Source organism: Burkholderia puraquae (assembly GCF_002099195.1).
GTDB classification, from domain to species: domain Bacteria; phylum Pseudomonadota; class Gammaproteobacteria; order Burkholderiales; family Burkholderiaceae; genus Burkholderia; species Burkholderia puraquae.
In genome coordinates this window covers 92,624-113,022 of record NZ_NBYX01000021.1, presented here as the reverse complement: position 1 = coordinate 113,022, position 20,399 = coordinate 92,624, and the positions used below count along the sequence as shown (strand labels likewise).

Annotated in this window: 16 protein-coding genes; 11 read left to right on the top strand and 5 right to left on the bottom strand. The window is 67.3% G+C overall.

The window, feature by feature from the left end; all coding sequences use genetic code 11:
* Positions 1–182 precede the first annotated feature (182 nt).
* The 4 genes from B7G54_RS30450 (at position 183) to B7G54_RS30435 (ending at position 4,579) form a co-directional block, all read left to right on the top strand.
* Entirely contained in the window at positions 183–1,808 is a 1,626-nt protein-coding gene (locus B7G54_RS30450; RefSeq protein WP_085042393.1) for a phospholipase D family protein, read from the top strand.
* Between the two features lie 149 nt (positions 1,809–1,957).
* Positions 1,958–2,731: a class II aldolase/adducin family protein gene (locus tag B7G54_RS30445; protein ID WP_048242764.1), complete on the top strand. Its 774-nt coding sequence runs from the start codon at positions 1,958–1,960 to the stop codon at positions 2,729–2,731.
* Between the two features lie 361 nt (positions 2,732–3,092).
* On the top strand, positions 3,093–3,527 hold the full coding sequence (locus B7G54_RS30440) for a CHRD domain-containing protein (protein ID WP_085042392.1): 435 nt from the start codon (positions 3,093–3,095) through the stop codon (positions 3,525–3,527).
* Between the two features lie 89 nt (positions 3,528–3,616).
* Complete coding sequence (locus B7G54_RS30435) at positions 3,617–4,579, top strand: alpha/beta hydrolase (RefSeq protein WP_085042391.1); 963 nt, start codon at positions 3,617–3,619, stop codon at positions 4,577–4,579.
* On the opposite strand, the gene B7G54_RS30430 is transcribed toward B7G54_RS30435, so the two are convergent.
* A complete protein-coding gene (locus B7G54_RS30430) occupies positions 4,549–5,391 on the bottom strand; it encodes an EcsC family protein (protein WP_085042390.1) in 843 nt (280 codons plus the stop codon). The two genes, B7G54_RS30435 and B7G54_RS30430, sit on opposite strands and share 31 nt — an antisense overlap.
* A 107-nt stretch (positions 5,392–5,498) precedes the next feature.
* On the opposite strand from B7G54_RS30430, the gene B7G54_RS30425 reads away from it, so the two are divergent.
* Both B7G54_RS30425 and B7G54_RS30420 read left to right on the top strand, forming a co-directional pair.
* Positions 5,499–7,094, top strand: a complete 1,596-nt coding sequence (locus B7G54_RS30425; RefSeq protein ID WP_085042389.1) for an MDR family MFS transporter — start codon at positions 5,499–5,501, stop codon at positions 7,092–7,094.
* A 26-nt stretch (positions 7,095–7,120) separates the two neighbouring features.
* Positions 7,121–7,567, top strand: a complete 447-nt coding sequence (locus B7G54_RS30420; RefSeq protein ID WP_085042388.1) for a MarR family winged helix-turn-helix transcriptional regulator — start codon at positions 7,121–7,123, stop codon at positions 7,565–7,567.
* A 70-nt stretch (positions 7,568–7,637) separates the two neighbouring features.
* On the opposite strand, the gene B7G54_RS30415 is transcribed toward B7G54_RS30420, so the two are convergent.
* Positions 7,638–8,219: a DJ-1/PfpI family protein gene (locus tag B7G54_RS30415; protein ID WP_021161332.1), complete on the bottom strand. Its 582-nt coding sequence runs from the start codon at positions 8,217–8,219 to the stop codon at positions 7,638–7,640.
* A 158-nt stretch (positions 8,220–8,377) separates the two neighbouring features.
* Positions 8,378–9,658, bottom strand: a complete 1,281-nt coding sequence (locus tag B7G54_RS30410) for an amino acid deaminase (RefSeq protein WP_085042387.1) — start codon at positions 9,656–9,658, stop codon at positions 8,378–8,380.
* 119 nt (positions 9,659–9,777) lie between these two features.
* Between B7G54_RS30410 and B7G54_RS30405 the strand changes: the two genes are divergently transcribed.
* From B7G54_RS30405 to B7G54_RS30390, 4 genes are all read left to right on the top strand, one after another.
* A complete protein-coding gene (locus B7G54_RS30405; RefSeq protein WP_085042386.1) occupies positions 9,778–10,716 on the top strand; it encodes a MurR/RpiR family transcriptional regulator in 939 nt (312 codons plus the stop codon).
* Positions 10,717–10,718: 2 nt separating this feature from the next.
* Positions 10,719–12,200, top strand: coding sequence for an N-acyl-D-amino-acid deacylase family protein (locus B7G54_RS30400; protein ID WP_085042385.1), 1,482 nt, complete (start codon positions 10,719–10,721; stop codon positions 12,198–12,200).
* 124 nt (positions 12,201–12,324) lie between these two features.
* A complete protein-coding gene (locus B7G54_RS30395; RefSeq protein WP_050016655.1) occupies positions 12,325–12,711 on the top strand; it encodes a RidA family protein in 387 nt (128 codons plus the stop codon).
* Positions 12,712–12,880: 169 nt separating this feature from the next.
* Complete coding sequence (locus B7G54_RS30390; protein ID WP_085042384.1) at positions 12,881–13,300, top strand: bleomycin resistance protein; 420 nt, start codon at positions 12,881–12,883, stop codon at positions 13,298–13,300.
* Positions 13,301–13,423: 123 nt separating this feature from the next.
* On the opposite strand, the gene queF is transcribed toward B7G54_RS30390, so the two are convergent.
* Together queF and ilvA are read right to left on the bottom strand one after the other, a co-directional pair.
* The gene (gene queF / locus B7G54_RS30385; protein WP_085042383.1) at positions 13,424–14,254 is read right to left on the bottom strand and encodes an NADPH-dependent 7-cyano-7-deazaguanine reductase QueF; all 831 of its coding nucleotides are present in this window, start codon (positions 14,252–14,254) and stop codon (positions 13,424–13,426) included.
* Positions 14,255–14,266: 12 nt separating this feature from the next.
* On the bottom strand, positions 14,267–15,790 hold the full coding sequence (gene ilvA, locus B7G54_RS30380; protein WP_085042382.1) for a threonine ammonia-lyase, biosynthetic: 1,524 nt from the start codon (positions 15,788–15,790) through the stop codon (positions 14,267–14,269).
* Positions 15,791–16,365: 575 nt separating this feature from the next.
* Here ilvA and B7G54_RS30370 point away from each other — a divergent pair.
* Positions 16,366–20,391 carry a DUF3683 domain-containing protein gene (locus B7G54_RS30370; RefSeq protein WP_085042380.1) on the top strand — a complete coding sequence of 1,342 codons (4,026 nt, stop codon included), beginning with the start codon at positions 16,366–16,368 and terminating at the stop codon, positions 20,389–20,391.
* The last annotated feature ends 8 nt before the right edge of the window (positions 20,392–20,399 follow it).

Genomic DNA, 20,399 nt, shown 5'->3' with positions numbered 1-20,399 from the left:
CTGCGGCGCGACGGGCATCGATACCCGGCAGGCCGGAGCAAGTCAGCGGCCCGAAGCCCGGTCGGTGCCGCCCGCGCGATTGACCGGTTCATCCGGCGCCCACTAGAATCGGCCGGAACCGCGCGCCAGCCGCGCGCCGCGGCGCATGCGGGCCCTTTGTTCCGCCAGTCGAGGAAGTTTCCGTGTTCACGTCTTTGATCCGGCGCGCACCGGCCGCGCTGTCGTGGCGCGCCGCATGCCGCCCGGCCCGCGTGCTGGCCGTCGGCGTACTGCTGTCGCTCGTCGCCGCGTGTGCGACGCATCCGCCCGCCACCACGCTCGATCGCCCGGTTACCCACGCGTTGCCGCCCGATACCGCGACGCCGCTGCGCGACGCGCTGGCCGCACCCGAGGCCGCGCATCCGGGCCAGTCGGGTTTCCGGCTGCTGCCGGAAGGCGCCGAGGCGCTGCAGATGCGCATCGCGCTCGCGCGCGCCGCGACGAAAACGCTCGACATGCAGTACTACATCGCGACCGAGGACACGACCGGCAAGCTGCTGCTCGCCGCGGCGCTGTACGCGGCCGATCGCGGCGTGCGTGTACGGATGCTGGTCGACGACCTGAATTTCCGTGACATCGATCGCATCATGGCCGCGCTGAACACGCACCCGAACATCGAGATCCGCGTGTTCAACCCGTTCGGCGCGTCGCAGCAGGGGATGGTCGAGCGCACGGCCGATTTCTTCACGCGCATCGACAGCTTCACGCGCCGGATGCACAACAAGGCGATGATTTCGGACAACCAGATCGCGATCGTCGGCGGCCGCAATCTCGGCGACGAATACTTCAACGCGAGCCCGACGCTGCAGTTCCGCGATCTCGACGTGCTTGCCGCGGGCCCCGTGACGAACGACGTCTCGGCGAGCTTCGACACCTACTGGTCGAGCGCGAGCAGCTATCCGCTGCGCGTGCTGAATCACCAGTCGTTCAATCCGGAGGACCTCGACGCGACGCGCGACGAACTGCGCAGCCATTGGCGCCAGAACGCCGATCCGTACAACGCGAAGCCGCTGAACGCGACGCCGCTCGCGCAGCAGATCGCGCGCGACGAGCTCGCGCTCGTGTGGGCACCGGCCGAGTTCAAGGTCGACGCGCCCGACAAGGTCGCGCAGCCGACCGACGCATACGTGAGCCCGCCGATGCAGCGCCTGGTCGAGCTCACGCGCGGTGCGCAGCAGGAATTCCTCGCTTTCTCGCCGTACTTCGTGCCGCACGACGCGGGCGTGAAGATCCTCGGCGAGACGACTGCGCGTGGCGTGCGCGTCGCGATCCTGACCAATTCGCTCGCCGCGACCGACGCGGTCGCCGTGCAGGCCGGCTACGGGCCGTACCGCGTACCGCTGCTGCAGCACGGCGTCGAGCTATACGAGTTCAAGGCGCAGCCCGGCCGGCAGCGCGCCCGCCTGTTCGGGTCGCGCTCGCGGGCGAGCCTGCATGCGAAGGCGTACGTAATCGACCGAAAGATCCTCGTGATCGGATCGATGAATCTCGATCCGCGCTCCGCGCACCTGAATACCGAACTGGCGCTCGTGATCCACAGCCCGGCGCTCGCGCAGCAGGTTGCGACGATCTTCGCGCGCGTGACGCAGCCGGATGACAGCTACCGGGTGAGCCTCGTGACGCCGGCGGGCGGCGGGTCGCCCGAACTCGAGTGGACGGGCATCGACAACGGCCAGCCGACCACCTATCACGTCGATCCGCACGCGGGGCTGCTGCGCAACCTGATGACCGGCGTCTTCATGCTGCTGCCGGTCGACGACCAGCTTTAGGGGGACGGAAGCGCTCCGGCTAAACCCGCGTTTCGGGCGCGCGCGGAAAGGTGATATGGTTGTGTGCGCAACTAGTATGGCGCGCAAGACGGTGCCGCCGGGCGGCGCGCGCCACGCGTGCCGCGCACATCCGCAACCGGAGTTCTCCCATGCAACGTGTCCCGAACCAGCCGTTCACGCGTCCCGCCCGTTTCTCCGAAGCCGAATGGCAGGCGCGCGTGCAGCTCGCAGCGGCTTACCGCATCTTCGATCATCTCGGCTGGACCGAGCTGATCTACAACCATATCTCGCTGCGCGTGCCGGGCGAGGACGGGCATTTCCTGATCAACCCGTTCGGGCTCCATTACCGCGAGGTGTGCGCGTCGAACCTCGTGAAGATCGACATCGACGGCAACGTGATCGGTCATTCCGACTGGCCGATCAATCCGGCCGGCTTCACGTTCCACAGCGCGATCCATGCGGCGCTGCCCGATGCACACTGCGTGATGCACGTGCATACCACGCCCACGATGGCCGTCTGCTGTTCGCGCGACGGGCTGTCGTTCTCGAATTTCTATTCGGCGCAGTTGTACGGGAAGATCGCGTATCACGACTTCGAGGGCATTACCGTGCATCTCGAAGAGGGGCGGCGCATCGTCGAGAGCGCCGGCGGGCGGCCCGTGCTGCTGTTGCGCAACCATGGGCCCGTGACGATCGGCGCGACGCTCGCGCAGACGTTCTCGCTGATGTGGCTGCTCAACCGCGCGTGCGAGGTGCAGGTCGCCACGCATGCGATCGGCGACGCGCTGCCGATCGCGCCACCCGTGCTCGAAGCGTGCGTGCGCGATTCGCTGAATTTCGATCCGAAGCATGGCGCGGGGCAGGACGCGTTCGATGCGCTGCAGCGTATCGTCGATCGCATCGATCCCGGTTATCGCGCGTGACGTGAAGCGGCGGTATCGCTTCTTCGTGCTTGGTACGGTGCGGACCGGGTCCGGCGGCGCGCAAAAAAAACGCGGCCGGGTGGCCGCGTGAATACTCGCAGACTCCTTCGGACGAAGGAAACAAGCAACTGTGAGACGAAGTGTAGCGAAAGGCCGCGCGCCGATTCAGTCATCTGGCTGCAAAGGTCCATTCCAGGTTGACGCAGACTCATGCGTCGTGCGCTGTGCGAGATGGTCGGCCGAGCGCGGTGCGGCGATTCGCTGCATGGCCGTTCGGCGGACTCCCGGACCGGTGGCGATCGACTACCATCCTATCAACGCCCCCGCTCGGGCGGCGTACAACGTCGTACAAGGAGAGTCCATGCTCAAGCTGCGTTTGCTCCAGGTCGCGTTACTCGCGGGCGTGCTGGCCGCCGGCAGCGCCGCCGCCGAAACGGTGCGCCTGTCCGCCAATCTCCAGCCGTCGAGCGAAGTGCCGCCGACGGCGACCAAGGGTTCGGGCGACGTCGAGGCCACCTACGATACGGCCACGCACATGCTGCAATGGAAGGTCACTTACGAACACCTCACGGGGCCGGCTACCGCCGCGCATTTCCACGGGCCCGCGCCGGTCGGCCAGAACGCGGGCGTGCAGGTGCCGATTCCGAATGGCGAGTTGGCGAGCCCGATCAAGGGCTCGAAGGAGCTCACCGACGCGCAGGTCACCGACCTGATGGGCGGCAAGTGGTACTTCAACGTCCATACGAAGGAGCACCCGGCCGGCGAGATCCGCGGCCAGGTGATGCCGGCGAACTGAGCGCCGGCGTTTGGTATAGAGGTACCTGTCGAGCGGTGCGGGAACGATCGCACGTACCATCGTCACACTGCGATTACGGAGTGCGTCCGATGAGTTGGCAAAGCAAGTTTGCCTGCTGGCTGCTGCGCTGGCAGTTCCGTCCCGAGACCACGCGCGAGGTGCTCGATCCTGCCCGCGCGCGGCGCTTTACCGACTTGCGGATGATCGTGCCGCGCCGCGCGCCATCGGGCTACCGGCTGCGCCAGTGCTACGGCGCGGGCGACGCACCGCTGCGCGGCGAATGGCTCGAACGCACCGACGCGGGCGCGGGTCGCGGGCCCGGCCGCACGCTGCTGTACTTTCACGGCGGCGGCTATTACTTCTGTTCGACGAAGACCCACCGCCCGCTCGTGTTCGGCCTGACGAAGCGTGCGGGCGTGCGCTCGTTCTCGCTCGACTACCGGCTGGCGCCCGAAAACCGTTTCCCGGCCGCGCTCGACGATGCGCTGGCCGCGTACCGGCAACTGCTGGCGCTTGGCACGCCGCCCGAGTCGATCGTGCTCGGTGGCGATTCGGCGGGCGGCGGCCTTGCGCTTGCGACGCTCGTTGCGCTGCGCGACCGCGGCGAGCCGCTGCCGGCCGGCGCGATCCTGTTCTCGCCGTGGACCGACCTGGCTGCCACCGGGGCCACGCTGCGCACGAACGATGGCGCCGATCCGATGTTCGCGGGCGCGGCGCTGCCGAAGGCCGCGAAGCTGTACCTGGGTGACGAGCCGGGGACGAATCCGTACGCATCGCCGCTCTATGCGGACTTCGCGGGCCTGCCGCCGCTGTATATCCAGGTCGGCAGCACCGAGGTGCTGCTCGACGATTCGCGCCGCGTCGCCGAGAAGGCGAAGGCGGCCGGCGTGGCGGTGGAGATCGAGGTGTGGCCGGACATGCCGCACGTATGGCAGTTGTACGCGCCAATGGTGCCGGAAGCGCGCGACGCGCTCGACCGCGCGGCCGCGTTCCTGCGCCGCGTCGCGGTCGAGCGTGCGATTCAGCGCGCCGGCGAGGCGTCGATCGCCTGATAGGCGGCCTTGACGGCCACCGAGCCGTACTTGCGCTCGAGCCGGCGGACGGTGAAGTGGCCGTGCGCCATCTGCTGGAAATGGTCGATGAACAGCGTATTGACGGTCGCGCCGAGCACGGCGCCGATCGCCGGAATCGACTTCGCGGCCATCTGCTCGGTTACCTGGACCGAGAAGCGCGACGCCACCGTCTGCACGAGCTTGAACACGGCCGCCGAGCTGTGCGCGGCGATACCCTTCGTCGTGATGTCGGACGATGCCTTCGAGATCGCCTGCGCGAGCGCGCCGCGCAGCACGAAATAGCCGAGATCGGCGTCCTCTTCCTGCTTGTCCGGGTTGCCGCCCATGCCGAGCACGGCCAGGCATTGCAACTGCGTATCGACCGAGCTCAGGTCTTCACCCTCGCTGCGTGCGATGTCGCACACCGAGCGGAAGATCAGCGTCGTCGTCACCGGCAGCTCGACCGGCAGCGCGAGAAAGCCGAATGCGCCGCCCGCCGCGCCGGTCGTCGCGACTGCAAGCTTGTGCAGCAGGTTGCTCGGCTTGTCGGGTTCGGCGTCCGGCGCGGGCGGCTTGCCGAGCGTACGCAGCGCGATGTTCAGGCACTTGCGCAGCGCGAGCTGTGTCGCGTCGTTGATCTTCCCGGTCGCGAAATCCGGCAGCCGGGCGATCATTTTCTCGACCGGCGCGCCCAGCATGCCCGTCAGCTTCATCGTCAGCGACGGGCTTTCCAGCACCTGCTTCGCGCGCCACAGCGCGTCCCGATCGTCCGGCGACAGCGTGGTCGCGGGGGTGATTGAAATCGGTTCCATCTTTCTCCTTGGCGGTCTGAGTCGGTTTGACCGTCGCCAGCCTAGATTACTCCGGCATGCTAGAATTTTGAGATTGTTTGACTCGTCAAAAGTTGCGCCAACAAAAAATGGCTGTCCATACTGCCGCCCATCATTCGAGCGGGCAAGTCCTGCCATTCCGCGAATCGCTGCTGGCGATGATCGGGATCTCATTTGTCACCATGCTCGTTGCGCTCGACCAGACCGTCGTCGGCACCGCGTTGCCGACCATCGTCGCCGAGCTCAGGGGTTTCGACCTGTACGCATGGGTCGCAACGTCGTACCTGCTCAGTTCCGTGATCACGGTGCCGATCTTCGGCCGCCTCGGCGACTATTACGGACGCAAGCCGTTCGTCATCGCGTCGATCGTCGTGTTCACCGGCGCGTCCGTGCTGTGCGGGATGGCGAACGACATGCTGATGCTCGTGCTTGCGCGCGGGCTGCAGGGGATCGGCGGCGGGATGCTGGTCGGCACCGCGTTCGCATGCATTCCCGACCTGTTCCCCGATTCCGTCGTGCGGCTGCGCTGGCAGGTGCTGATGAGCTCCGCGTTCGGCATCGCGAACGCGGTCGGGCCGTCGCTCGGCGGCGTGCTGACCCAGTCGTTCGGCTGGCGCTCGGTGTTCTACGTGAACCTGCCGGTCGGCCTGCTGTCGCTGCTGTTCGTGTGGCGCTACCTGCCGCACCTGCGCCACGTCGAGCACGATCGCAAGATGCGGCTCGACTGGCCGGGCGCGCTGCTGATCGCGCTGTCGCTCGGCGCGCTGCAGCTGTTCGTCGAATGGCTGCCGAAGTATGGCGTCGCGAGCTGGGCGTCGCTGCTGCTCGTCGTCGCGGTTGCGGCCGGTTTCGGCCTGTGGCACTGGGAGCGGCGCTGCGCGCAGCCGATCCTGCCGTTCGACATGTTCGGCAACCGCGCGCTGTCGGCGCTCTTCGTGCTGGCGATCCTCGCCGGCTTCTCGATGTTCTCGCTGCTGTTTTACGCGCCGCTGCTGTTCCAGGGCGGGTTCGGGATGTCGCCGAAGGAGGCGGGCCTCGTGATCACGCCGCTCGTCGTGTTCATCACGATCGGCAGCATCATGAACGGCCGTGTCGTCACGCGCATCCGCAATCCGAACGCGATGCTGCACGTCGGTTTCGTGCTGTTCGCGATCACCTGCGCGGGTATCGTCGTGTCGACCCACACGACGCCGAAGTGGGTGCTGATGGCGCTGATGGTCGCGGGCGGCATCGGGCTCGGCTTCGTGCTGCCGAACCTCACCGTATTCGCGCAGCAGACGGCCGGCCGCGAGCACCTCGGCATCGCGACGGCGCTGCTGCAGTCGCTGCGGATGGTCGGCGGGATGATCGGCACCGCGCTGACCGGCACGCTCGTCAACCAGATGTACTCGGGCGGCGTGCGCGATGCGCTGTCGGCCGACCATGCGATGCAGTGGCATGCGCAGCTCGCCGATCCGCAGATCCTGATCGATCGCGCCGCGCAGGGCGGCCTTGTCGCGGAGCTGACGCGTGCCGGGCATAATGGCGCGCTGCTGCTGGAAGCGGCCCGCGAATCGCTCGTCGGCGCGATTCACCTGGGCGTGGCAATGGCGGCCGTCGTCGCCGTCGTGTCGGTATGGCAGTGCCGCCGCGTGCCGCCGATCGCACTGCGGCACAAGATCGAACCGCATGTCGCGGCCGACTGAACGATTGAACGAGTAGAACTGAGCGCATGGAAGAACAGGACCGCGTCGCGATCTTGCAGCAATTCGGACGCACGTATCGCGCGTTCATGACCGCGTTCGAAACGCATGTCGGGCAGCCGATGCCGCGCTGGCGCATCATGGTTGCGTTGCACACGATGGGCGGGCATTCGTCGCAGAAGAAGCTCGTCGAAGTGCTGCGCGTCGATCCGGGCGCGCTCACGCGCCAGTTGAAGTCGCTCGACGCGCTCGGCTGGATCCAGCGTGAATCCGACGCACGCGACAATCGCGTGACCAACGTGACGCTGACGGACGACGGCCGCGCCGCGTTCGACGCATGCCTGCCGCGCCGCAAGGCGTTTCTCGACCAGACGATGGCGCAATTGCCGGACGACGTGCTGAATGCGCTGTCGGGCGCGCTGGCGATGCTGGAGTCGCGGATCGCGGACGTCGGCTCGACGCCGGCCGCGCGCTGAAGCGCGGGGCAGGGCGGCGCGAATACGCCGCCGGCCCGGCCCTTCATCTCATCTCAATTCCACTTCAGGTTCAAAGCTCGATGCGCGTTCCCAGCAGCGCGAGGAACTGCGCGAGCCAGGCCGGATGCGCGGGCCATGCGGGCGCGGTGACGAACGGCGCGTCGGTCACGGCCGCGTCGACCGGGATATCCGCATATTCGCCGCCCGCGAGCTTCACCTCGGGCGCGCAGGCCGGGTAGGCCGAGATGCGCTTGCCGCGGATCACGTCGGCGGCCGCGAGCAGTTGCGCCGCGTGGCAGATCGCGGCGATCGGCTTGCCGGCTTCGGCGAACTCGCGCACGAGCGAGATCACCTTCGGATCGAGTCGCAGGTACTCGGGGGCACGGCCGCCCGCGATCGCGAGCGCGTCGTAGCGCGATGCGTCGACGTCGTCGAACGCCGCGTTCAGCGTGAACTGGTGGCCGGGCTTCTCGGTGTAGGTCTGGTCGCCCTCGAAATCATGGATCGCGGTCTTGATCTTGTCGCCCGCGCGCTTGCCCGGGCAGACTGCATCGACGTGGTGGCCGACGGCCTGCAGTGCCTGGAACGGCACCATCGTTTCGTAGTCTTCGGCGAAATCGCCGGTCAGGAACAGGATCTTCTTCGCGGCCATGGCTTTCTCCAGTGGAGCTGCGTTGAGGGCCCGCACGCGGCAGGCGAGTGCAACGCCCGCCTGGGGCCCCGAGGACGAAAGCGCAGTGTACTCCGGCCGCTTGAAGCGCGCGTGACGGCCGCCCCGCGCGAGCGGCGGGGCGGTGCGCGCGATGTGCGTCAGAAGAAGGTTTCGACGACTTCCGTCACGCGGAACTGCGGATCGAGCACGAGCACCTGGCGCCACTTGTCGAACGTCAGGCACGGGTGCGAGATGTCGAACGCGACCATGTCGCCGACCTTCACGTCCGCGCCCGGCGGGATCTGCAGGTACGCGTGCTGGTCCATCATCCCGGTGACGGCCCAGCCTTCTGCGGCGGCGACGTCGCGCGGTGCGGTGTCGCGGCCCGGGCGGAAGTGGCGCGCCGGCTCCGGCAGCCCCGCGTCGAACGCCGCGTCGCGCTTGCCGAGCGCGACGATCGCGCGATTGGCTTCCGGCACCGACTGCACGTAGGCCCACAGCTGCAGCGCGGGCAGCAGCCCTTCGCCCATCGTGCGTGCGATCGGGTTGCGCGCGAACACGTCGGTCTGCGCCTTCTTGTAGATGCCGACATCGTGCGTCAGGTAGCAGCCCGGACGCAGCACGACTTCCGCGAAGCCGGCATTCGACGCCTTCGCGAATTCTTCCGCGACCACGTCGTACCACGCCGAACCGGCGCCGGACAGGATCGCCGGCGTACGCGCGAAGCGGCCTGCTTCGGCCAGCTCGCGCGTGAGCGCGACCGCTTCCTGCAGGAACGTGCGGATCTCGCCTTCCTCCTTCAGCACGCCTTCGTAGAGTTCGATGCCGGCCAGCTTCAGCGTGTCCGGATAGCGTGCGATCGCGGCGAGCACGGCCTCGCGCTGTGCGGCATCGCGCACGCCCGCACGGCCGCCCGGCACGCCGAGTTCGAGCAGCACGTTCAGCGGCTTCTTCAGTGCGCCGAAGAAGCTGCCGAGCTGGTCGACGCTCTCCGCCGAATCGACGAGGCAGAAGAATTCGAAGTCGGGATCCGACAGCAGCCCGGCGATGATAGTCATGTTCTGGCGGCCGACCAGCTGGTTCGCGAGCAGCACGCGCCGCACGCCGCCGTGATATGCGGCCTGCGTCTGGTGCGCGGTTGCGAGCGTGATGCCCCATGCGCCGGCGTCGAGCTGGCGGCGGAACAGTTGCGGTGCCATCGTCGTCTTGCCGTGCGGCGCAAACTTGACGCCGTACTTCTGGACGAAAGCCTGCATCCAGTTCAGGTTGTGTTCGATGCGGTCCTCGTAAAGCACGGCGGCCGGCAGGCTGACGTCTTCGGCAAGCAGGTTCCACTCGAGGCGGCCTGCGTCGCCGAGCGGCACGCTCGCGCTCGGCAGATTGCCGAGACCCTTGCCGAACGGATCGATCGTCGCTTCCTGATAGTTTGTAACTTTCATGTCATCCCGCTCCATCATCACTATGCATTGCACTGAAGTTGACACGCCGATGGTACAGAAAGTAGCATCGGCGCGGTGATGTTATTTAGTAACATCGAGCTTCGCACCCTTTTCCGCAGATGAATACGCCCGCCACCCCGTCCGCTCCGCTCGCGGCCGAGCCCCATCCGGCTCCGGCCGCTCCGCCGGTCCTCGACATCGTTGCCCGGATCGCCGAATGCGCGCCCGAGCTGCGCGAAGCCGAGCGCAAGGTCGCCGCGTTCATCCTCGCCGACCTGGCGCGCGCCGCGCATGCGAGCATCGGCGCGCTTGCGCGCGACGCGGAGGTCAGCGTTGCGACGGTCACGCGTTTTGCGAAGGCTGTCGGCTGCCGCGACGTGCGCGAACTGAAGGTGCTGGTCGCGCAGGCAGCGGCCGTCGGCCGGCGTTTTCTCGTGCCGTCCGATGACGCACCGGCCGACGATACGAGCCCCGCGTCGATGGTCTACGACGAGATCCGCGTCGCGCTCGCGCACAACCACCAGTTGCTGCGCAATACGTCGTTCGAGAAAGCGGCCGACCTGCTCGCCGGCGCGAAAATGACCTACGTGTACGGGCAGGGCGGCGGCTCGACCGCGCTCGCCGACGAGCTGCGCTTCCGGCTCGTGCGCTTCGGCCGGCCGGTCGCGAGCTACCAGGACAGCCTGCTGCAGCGCATGGTGGCCGCGACGCTGTCGCGCGACACGGTCGTCGTCGCGCTGTCGGTGAGCGGCCGCGTGCCCGAGCTGCTCGAGAGCTGCCGGCTCGCGAAGCGCTACGGCGCGACGCTGATCGCGATCACCGCGCCGGCGTCGCCGCTCGCGAAGCTGGCCGACCACCTGATCCCGGTCGTCGCGTTCGAAACCGATTTCATTTACAAGCCGTCGACATCGCGCTACGCGATGATGATGGCGATCGACGTGCTCGTCACCGGAGTCGCATTGCGGCTCGGCGATGCGGGCCGAGAATCGCTGCGCCGCATCAAGCACGCGCTCGATGCGCACCGCGGCGGCGGAGACCGTCAACCGGTAGGAGACTGACCATGCATTCGCATCCCGAAGCCGCCGATACGCTGATCGTCGGCGCGCAGCTGTACGACGGTACCGGTGCGCCGCCCGTCACGCGCGACGTCGCGATCCGCAACGGCCTGATCGCTGCGATCGGCAACCTGTCGAACTGGCTGGCCGAGAACGTCGTCGATGCGAACGGCCGCGCGCTGGCGCCGGGTTTCGTCGACGTGCACACGCACGACGACACGCACGTGATCCGCGCGCCGGAGATGATCCCGAAGATCTCGCAGGGCGTGACGACCGTGATCGTCGGCAACTGCGGGATCAGCGCGTCGCCGGTGACGCTCGCGGGCGATCCGCCCGACCCGATGAACCTGCTCGGCGAGCGCGGTGCGTTCCAGTACCCGACCTTTGCCGACTACGTCGCGGCCGTGAACGACGCGCGTCCGGCCGTGAACGTCGCGGCGCTCGTCGGACACACGGCGCTGCGCAACAACCAGATGGACCGCCTCGACCGCGCGGCGACCGACGGCGAGATCGCCGGCATGCGCGCGCAGCTCGAGGAGGCACTTGCGAACGGGGCGCTCGGCCTGTCGTCGGGCCTCGCGTACGGCTCCGCGTTCGCGGCGCCGGCCGAGGAGGTGATGGCGCTCGCCGAGCCGCTCGCGAACGCGGGCGCGCTGTACACGACGCACATGCGCACCGAGTTCGACGCGATCCTCGATGCGATGGAAGAGGCGTACCAGGTCGGCCGCCATGCGCGCGTGCCGGTCGTGATCTCGCACCTGAAGTGCGCGGGCCCGTCGAACTGGGGGCGCAGCACCGAGGTGCTTGCCTCGCTCGAAGGCGCGCGCCGCTACCAGCCGGTCGGCTGCGACTGCTATCCGTACAGCCGCAGCTCGTCGACGCTCGACCTGAAGCAGGTGACGGGCGACATCGACATCACGATCACGTGGTCGGAGCCGCATCCGGAAGTCGCCGGCAAGCTGCTGAAGGCGATCGCGGCCGACTGGGGCGTGACCGAGCAGGAAGCCGCGCAGCGGATCCGCCCGGCGGGCGCCGTGTACCACAACATGTCCGAGGACGACGTGCGCCGGATCCTGTCGCATCCCGCGACGATGGTCGGCTCCGACGGCCTGCCGAACGATCCGCTGCCGCACCCGCGGCTGTGGGGCGCGTTCCCGCGCGTGCTCGGCCACTACGTGCGCGACACGAACCTGCTGCCGCTCGAGGAGGCGATCCGCAAGATGACGTCGCTGTCCGCGCGCCGCTACGGGATCGCGCGGCGCGGCGAGGTGCACGTGGGCTACCACGCGGATCTCGTGCTGTTCGATCCGGCAAGCGTGATCGATGCCGCGACGTTCGAGAAGCCGCAGCAACCCGCGCACGGGATCGATGCCGTGTGGGTGAACGGCGTGCTGACTTATGAGAACGGCCAGCCGACCGGCGAGCGCGCCGGCGGCTTCGTCGCGCGCGGCGAGCGCGTGCCGGCGAGTGCCGACGCCGCGTTCTGAACGCGGTTGTTGTTCCGATCTGCCGCGCGTGCCATCGTCGGTGCGCGCATCCGCAACCGTGCGTTGCATGGGCCGGAGCCGGTGCTGACGCGCTGGCTCCGGTCGACACACAAGGAGTGAAACGATGAAGCGATATGGCGTAGGCGAAGCGAAGGGCACGGGCGGCCAGGTGATGCCGTTCGCGCGTGCGGTCGAGGCCGACGGCTGGCTGTACGTGTCGGGCCAGACGCCGATGGTGAACGGCGAGGTTGTCGAAGGCGGGATCGTCACGCAGTCGAAGCAGACGATCGAGAACGTGATCGCGATCCTGAAGGAAGCCGGCTACGGCCTCGAGCACGTCGTGCGTTGCGGCGTGTGGCTCGACGATGCGCGCGATTTCGCGTCGTTCAACAAGGTGTTCGTGTCGTACTTCGGCGAGAACCCGCCGGCACGCGCATGCGTGCAGTCGAGCATGGTCATCGACTGCAAGGTCGAGGTCGATTGCATCGCTTACAAGCCGCCGGTGAAGTAAAGCGGCCACGGCGAGCCGCTACGCAACGGGCCCGGCGCATTCATGTGCGGGCCCTTTTTCATCTGCGGCCGCGGGTCGACCGGCGGGCGGGGCGCTCGAGGTGGCAACCGCCGCAACGCATCCCGTCCGTTCGGGTAATGTGCCACATGACCTTACGGAGATGACATGCATGGAATGGGCTGCACTGGTGCCGGAGCTGATCTGCTCGGATCTTGCCGATAGCGTTCGCTTTTATCGCGACGTGCTCGGATTCCGGATCCGCTTCGAGCGTCCGGAAGACGGGTTCGTCTATCTTGAATTCGGGCGGGCCCAGCTGATGCTCGAGCAGTACAGCCCGGGGGGCTGGCTGACCGGCCCGCTGGAGCCGCCGTTCGGGCGCGGGATCAATCTGCAGATCGAGGTCGATGCGCTCGACCCCATCCTCGACAGGATTCGCGCCGCGGGCGTGACGCTGTTCGTCCAGCCGCGCACGTCCTGGTATCGGGAGGACGAAATCGAGCATGGCCAGGTCGAGATGCTAGTGCAGGATCCCGACGGCTACCTGTTGCGCCTGGTGGAGATTCTCCCGGAGCGGCCGGTGAGTGGGTGAGGGCCCTTAGCGCGTTTCCGCGCAATGAAAAACAGCCCGGCCGGTTGAATCCGGCCGGGCTGTTTGATCAGGGGTTACCGCCGTGCGTCGCCAACTGCGAACCGCGGCGACCACCCGCCGCCGTCACTGCCGCGCCGTCCGTGCGTTATCCGGCATCGGCTGGTTGTAGTTCGTGCGGAACGGGTTGATGTCGAGCCCGCCGCGGCGCGTATAGCGTGCATACACCGCGAGCTTCACCGGTTTGCACGCGTGCATGATGTCGAGGAAGATCCGCTCGACGCACTGCTCGTGAAAGCCCGTGTGGTTGCGGAACGAGATGATGTAGCGCAGCAGGCCCGCGTGGTCGATCTGCGGCCCGACGTAGTGGATCTGCACGCTGCCCCAGTCGGGCTGGCCCGTGACCGGGCAGTTCGAGCGCAGCAGGTCCGACACGAGCGTTTCCTCGACCGGTGCTTCGTTCTCGCCGTCGGCCGCCGTCAGCAGCGACGGATCGGGTTCGTACACGTCGGTGTCGAGATCGAGCCGGTCGAGCGACAGCCCGTCGAGCTCTTCCATCTCGAGCTTGCCGAAATCGTGCGGCGACACGAGCTGCACCGATACGCTCGCGCCGCACGCGGCCGACACGTCGCGCTTCAACGTGTCGCGCACCGCGTCGACCGAGTCGAACTTCGATTGGGCAAACGAGCCGAGATACAGCTTGAACGACTTCGATTCGACGATGTTCGGCGATTCGGCCGGCACGTAGAACGTCGCGACCGCGACCTGCGGCTTGCCGCGCGTGTTGAGCCACGACAGTTCGTACGCGTTCCAGATGTCGGTGCCGAAGAACGGCAGCGCCGACGTGATGCCGAGTTGCGCGCGCGCGCCGGCGCGCGGGATCGGGAACAGCAGCGACGCGTCGTACTGGGCGGCATAGACGGTGGCCTTGCCGAGCGGGGAATGTTCGGGATTCATTGCACGAAGCCTTTACGACAGGAAGAGCCGGTACGCCGGGTTGGCGCTCTCTTCGACATACGGATAGCCGAGTGCCGCGAGGAAGCGTTCGAATTCGACGCGATCGGCCTGCGGCACCTGCAGCCCGACGAGGATCGAGCTGTAGTCCGCGCCCTGGTTGCGGTAGTGGAACAGGCTGATGTTCCAGTCCGGCGCCATCGACGACAGGAATTTCATCAGCGCGCCCGGCCGTTCCGGGAATTCGAAGCGGAACAGGCGCTCGTCGAGCGCGAGCGGCGAACGGCCGCCCACCATGTAGCGGATGTGTTCCTTCGACAGTTCGTCGTGCGTCAGGTCGACGGTCTTGAAGCCGTGCGATTCGAAGTTCGCGGCGATCTCGGCCGATTCGCCGCGGCGCTTGATCTGCACGCCGACGAAGATATGCGCGGCCTGCGCATCGGCGATCCGGTAGTTGAACTCGGTGACGTTGCGGTCGCCGACGAGCGAGCAGAAGCGCTTGAAGCTGCCGCGCTCCTCGGGGATCGTGACCGCGAACACGGCTTCGCGTGCCTCGCCGACTTCCGCGCGCTCGGCGACGAAGCGCATCCGGTCGAAGTTCATGTTCGCGCCGGACGTGACCGCGACGAGCGTCTGGTTCTCGATGCCTTCGCGTTCCGCGTAGCGTTTCGCGCCAGCCACCGCGAGCGCGCCTGACGGCTCGAGCACGCTGCGCGTATCCTGGAACACGTCCTTGATCGCCGCGCACAGCGCGTCGGTGTCGACCGTCACGACGCCGTCGAGGAATTCGCTGCAGAGCCGGAAGGTTTCCTCGCCGACGAGCTTCACCGCGGTGCCGTCCGCGAACAGGCCGACTTCGCTCAGCTCGACGCGTTCGCCCTTTTGCAGCGACTGCGCCATCGCGCACGAATCCTCGGCCTGCACGCCGATCACCTTGATCTCCGGGCGCACCGCCTTCACGTACGCGGCGACGCCGGACGCGAGCCCGCCGCCGCCGATCGGCACGAAGATCGCGTGAATCGGGCCCTGGTGCTGACGCAGGATTTCCATCGCGATGGTGCCCTGGCCCGCGATCACATACGGATCGTCGAACGGATGCACGAACGTGAGGCTGCGCTCTTCCTGCACCTTGACCGCATGCGCATACGCATCGCTGTACGACTCGCCGGCCTGGATCACCTCGACGCCCGGGCCGCCGTGCGCGCGCACTGCGTCCACCTTCACCTGCGGCGTCGTGACCGGTACGACGATCACCGCCTTCACGCCCATCCGGGCCGCCGAGAACGCGACGCCCTGCGCATGGTTGCCGGCCGACGCGGTAATCACGCCGCGCGCGAGCGCGTCCGCCGGAATGTGCGCCATCTTGTTGTACGCGCCGCGCAGCTTGAACGAGAACACCGGCTGGTTGTCCTCGCGCTTCAGGTAGACGGGGTTGCGCAGCCGGGCCGACAGGTTGCGGGCGGGTTCGAGTTCCGTCTCGATCGCGACGTCGTAGACGCGCGCGGTGAGGATTTTCTTCAGGTAATCGTGGGATGCCATGGGTGCTCGCGTGCAGTGCGGAGGCAGACGGTAAAACGACAATGATAGCGCCAAGGGTCCGCCCGCATGCAAGCGGCATGCCGAGCGCGCGCTCGCAGGGCCGTGCGGACGGTGCGTCGGCGAGCTCGCACCGCCCTTTTTTACCGGTTTAACCGCGTGGTTACCGACCGGACGGACGGCGAATGGTCGCACGAAATCGCGCCGAGCCAGGCCTGGCGCGGCTCGCGGCGATAGCCCCACGACCTGTCCGACGTGTCACGCATGGCGCGATCATGGGTTAGAATTCCGTTTTGAATCAAGGATCGGAAGATGCAGAGGCACCCTCGGATCGCACCGTTGAAGCCGGCACCGCGCGCAGCCAGCCCCGCGGCCGAACGGCATGCGCGCCGCGCGCGATCGTGCTGATGGTTCCGAGTGCCGCCAGGCCCTGTCGCCGGCCAGGAGGGGCGAGTCGCCCGCTCCGGCCCCATGAAGGACAGCCGCGCGCCTGGTAACAGAACAGATTTCCCCAAGATTGCGCCCACGCGCTTGCCGACGCCCGTGCACGGTGTATCGGCCCTCCGAGTCGTCCGAACATGAACGCACCACAAGTTTTCGATCCGCATGGCGCGGCCGCCGCCGTCGCCGCCGACCCCGCGCCCCGCTTGCGCGAGATTCCCTACAACTACACGTCCTTCTCGGATCGCGAGATCGTGATCCGCCTGCTCGGCGAAGAGGCGTGGTCGGTGCTCGACGAATTGCGCGCCGAGCGCCGCACGGGCCGCTCGGCACGGATGCTGTATGAAGTGCTTGGCGACATCTGGGTCGTGCGCCGCAACCCGTACCTGCAGGACGACCTGCTCGACAACCCGAAGCGCCGCGCGCTCTTGATCGAGGCGCTGAACCACCGCCTGACCGAGATCGGCAAGCGCCGCAGCGCGGATCTCACCGAGCACCGCGACGATGCGGGCCGCGAGCGCGCATCGCGCGTCGAGATGCTCGAAACCGCCGCGCAGCGCGCGGTCAACGAGTTCGCCGACGAATTCGAGAAGATGGCCGACCTGCGCCGCCGCGCGACCAAGGCGCTCGGCCGCTGCACGCAGAAGGACAACATCCGTTTCGACGGGCTGTCGCGCGTGTCGCACGTGACCGACGCGACTGACTGGCGCGTCGAATACCCGTTCGTCGTGCTGACCCCCGATACCGAAGCCGAGATCGCGGGGCTGATCAAGGCCTGTTTCGAGCTCGGCCTGACCGTGATCCCGCGCGGCGGCGGCACCGGCTACACGGGCGGCGCGGTGCCGCTCACGCCGTTCTCCGCGGTGATCAACACCGAGAAGCTCGAACAGCTCGGCGCGGTCGAGCTGACCGAGCTGCCGGGCGTCGCGCACAAGGTGCCGACGATCTTCTCCGGCGCGGGCGTCGTCACGCGCCGCGTGACCGAGGCGGCGGAAGCGGCCGGCTACGTGTTCGCGGTCGATCCGACCTCGCTCGACGCATCGTGCATCGGCGGCAACGTTGCGATGAATGCGGGCGGCAAGAAGGCCGTGCTGTGGGGCACCGCGCTCGACAACCTGGCCTGGTGGCGGATGGTCGACCCGGACGGCAACTGGCTCGAAGTCACGCGCCACGAGCACAACCAGGGCAAGATCCACGATATCGCGGTCGCGCGTTTCGAGCTGAAGTGGTTCGACGGCGCGCATGCGCCGGGCGAGAAGCTGCTGCGCACCGAAATGCTCGAGATCGAAGGCCGCCGGTTCCGCAAGGAAGGGCTCGGCAAGGACGTGACCGACAAGTTCCTCGCCGGCCTGCCGGGCGTGCAGAAGGAAGGCTGCGACGGGCTCATCACGTCCGCGCGCTGGGTGCTGCACAAGATGCCCGCGCACACGCGCACCGTCTGCCTCGAATTCTTCGGCCAGGCGCGCGAGGCGATCCCGAGCATCGTCGAGATCAAGGATTACCTGTTCGAGACGTCGAAGCAGGGCGGCGCGATCCTCGCGGGCCTCGAGCACCTCGACGAGCGCTACCTGCGCGCGGTCGGCTACGCGACCAAGAGCAAGCGCAATTCATTCCCCAAGATGGTGCTGATCGGCGACATCGTCGGCGACGATGCCGATGCGGTCGCGCAAGCGACGTCCGAAGTGATCCGGATGGCGAACGGCAAGAGCGGCGAAGGCTTCGTCGCGGTCAGCGCGGAGGCGCGCAAGCGCTTCTGGCTCGACCGCAGCCGCACGGCCGCGATCGCGAAGCATACGAACGCGTTCAAGATCAACGAAGACGTCGTCATCCCGCTGAACCGGATGGGCGAGTACACCGACGGCATCGAGCGGATCAACATCGAGCTGTCGCTGAAGAACAAGCTGCAGCTCGTCGACGCGCTGGAGGCGTTTTTCCGCGCCGGCAACCTGCCGCTCGGCAAGACCGACGACGCGAACGAGATCCCGAGCGCCGAGCTGCTCGAGGATCGCGTGCAGCAGGCGCTGGAGCTGCTCAAGCGCGTGCGTGCGCGCTGGGAATTCGTGCGCGACCGGCTCGACCAGCCGCTGCGCGAGGCGCAGCACTACCTCGTGCAGCTCGGCTACGAGGCGCTCGCCGAGAAGTTCGCCGACCGCGCGGACGAGCAGCCGGGCGCGACCGTGTTCCACATCACGCAGGACCGCACCGTGCGCATCTCGTGGAAGCAGGAGATCCGCGCGGAGCTGCGCGCGATCTTCAACGGCGGCGCGTTCAAGCAGATCCTCGACGAGGCGCAGGCGATCCACAAGCAGGTGCTGCGCGGCCGCGTGTTCGTCGCGCTGCACATGCACGCGGGCGACGGCAACGTCCACACCAACCTGCCGGTCAACTCCGACAACTACGAGATGCTGCAGGACGCCCACGCGGCGGTCGCACGCATCATGACGCTCGCGCGCTCGCTCGACGGCGTGATTTCCGGCGAGCACGGCATCGGCATCACGAAGCTCGAGTTCCTGACCGACGACGAGATCGCCGAATTCCGCGCGTACAAGCAGCGTGTCGACCCGAACGGCCGCTTCAACAAGGGCAAGCTGCTCGAAGGCGCCGATCTTCGCAATGCCTATACGCCGAGCTTCGGGCTGATGGGCTACGAGTCGCTGATCATGAAGCAGTCCGACATCGGCGCGATTGCCGATTCGGTGAAGGACTGCCTGCGCTGCGGCAAGTGCAAGCCGGTGTGCGCGACCCACGTGCCGCGCGCGAACCTGCTGTACAGCCCGCGCAACAAGATCCTCGCGACGTCGTTGCTGGTCGAGGCGTTCCTGTATGAAGAACAGACGCGCCGCGGCGTGTCGATCAAGCACTGGGACGAGTTCAACGACGTGGCCGACCACTGCACGGTGTGCCACAAGTGCGCGACGCCGTGCCCGGTGAAGATCGACTTCGGCGACGTCACGATGAACATGCGCAACCTGTTGCGCAAGATGGGCAAGAAGAAATTCAACGCCGGCAATGCGGCGGGCATGTTCTTCCTGAACGCGACCAACCCGCAGACGATCAACGTCGCGCGCGGCGTGATGATGGGCGTCGGCTACAAGGTGCAGCGCTTCGCGAACGACATGCTGAAGAAGGTCGTGACGAAGCAGACGCAGCACCCGCCGGCGACGGTCGGCAAGCCGCCCGTGGTCGAGCAGGTGATCCACTTCGTCAACAAGAAGATGCCGGGCAACCTGCCGAAGAAGACGGCGCGCGCGCTGCTCGACATCGAGGACAACAAGATCGTGCCGATCATCCGCAACCCGAAATCGACCACCGTCGATTCGGAGGCGGTGTTCTACTTCCCGGGCTGCGGCTCCGAGCGCCTGTTCTCGCAGGTCGGTCTGGCGACGCAGGCGATGTTGTGGGAAGCCGGCGTGCAGACGGTGCTGCCGCCGGGCTACCTGTGCTGCGGCTATCCGCAGCGCGGTTCGGGCCAGTACGACAAGGCAGAGAAGATCGTCACCGACAACCGCGTGCTGTTCCACCGCGTCGCGAACACGCTGAACTACCTCGACATCAAGACGGTGGTCGTGTCGTGCGGTACCTGCTACGACCAGCTCGCCGGCTACGAATTCGACAAGATCTTCCCTGGCTGCCGGATCATCGACATCCACGAGTTCCTGCTCGAGAAGGGGATGAAGCTCGACGGCGTGACGGGCACGCGCTACATGTATCACGACCCGTGCCACACACCGATCAAGACGATGGACCCGGTGAAGCTTGTCAACGAGCTGATGGGTGCGGAGAAAGACGGGTACAAGATCGAGAAGAACGAGCGCTGCTGCGGCGAATCGGGCACGCTCGCGGTCACGCGCCCGGACATCTCGACGCAGGTCCGCTTCCGCAAGGAAGAGGAGATCCGCAAGGGCGCCGCGAAGCTGCGCGCGATTCCCGTGGTGGCCGGCGATGCGCCGGCGCCGGCCGCCGCGGCCGCGAACGGCCCGGACGTGAAGATCCTGACGAGCTGCCCGTCGTGCCTGCAGGGCCTGTCGCGCTACAGCGAGGACGCGAACCTCGAAGCCGACTACATCGTGGTCGAAATCGCGCGCCAGGTGCTCGGCGAGAACTGGATGGCCGATTATGTCGCACGCGCGAACAATGGCGGGATCGAGCGCGTGCTGGTCTAATGCGGGCA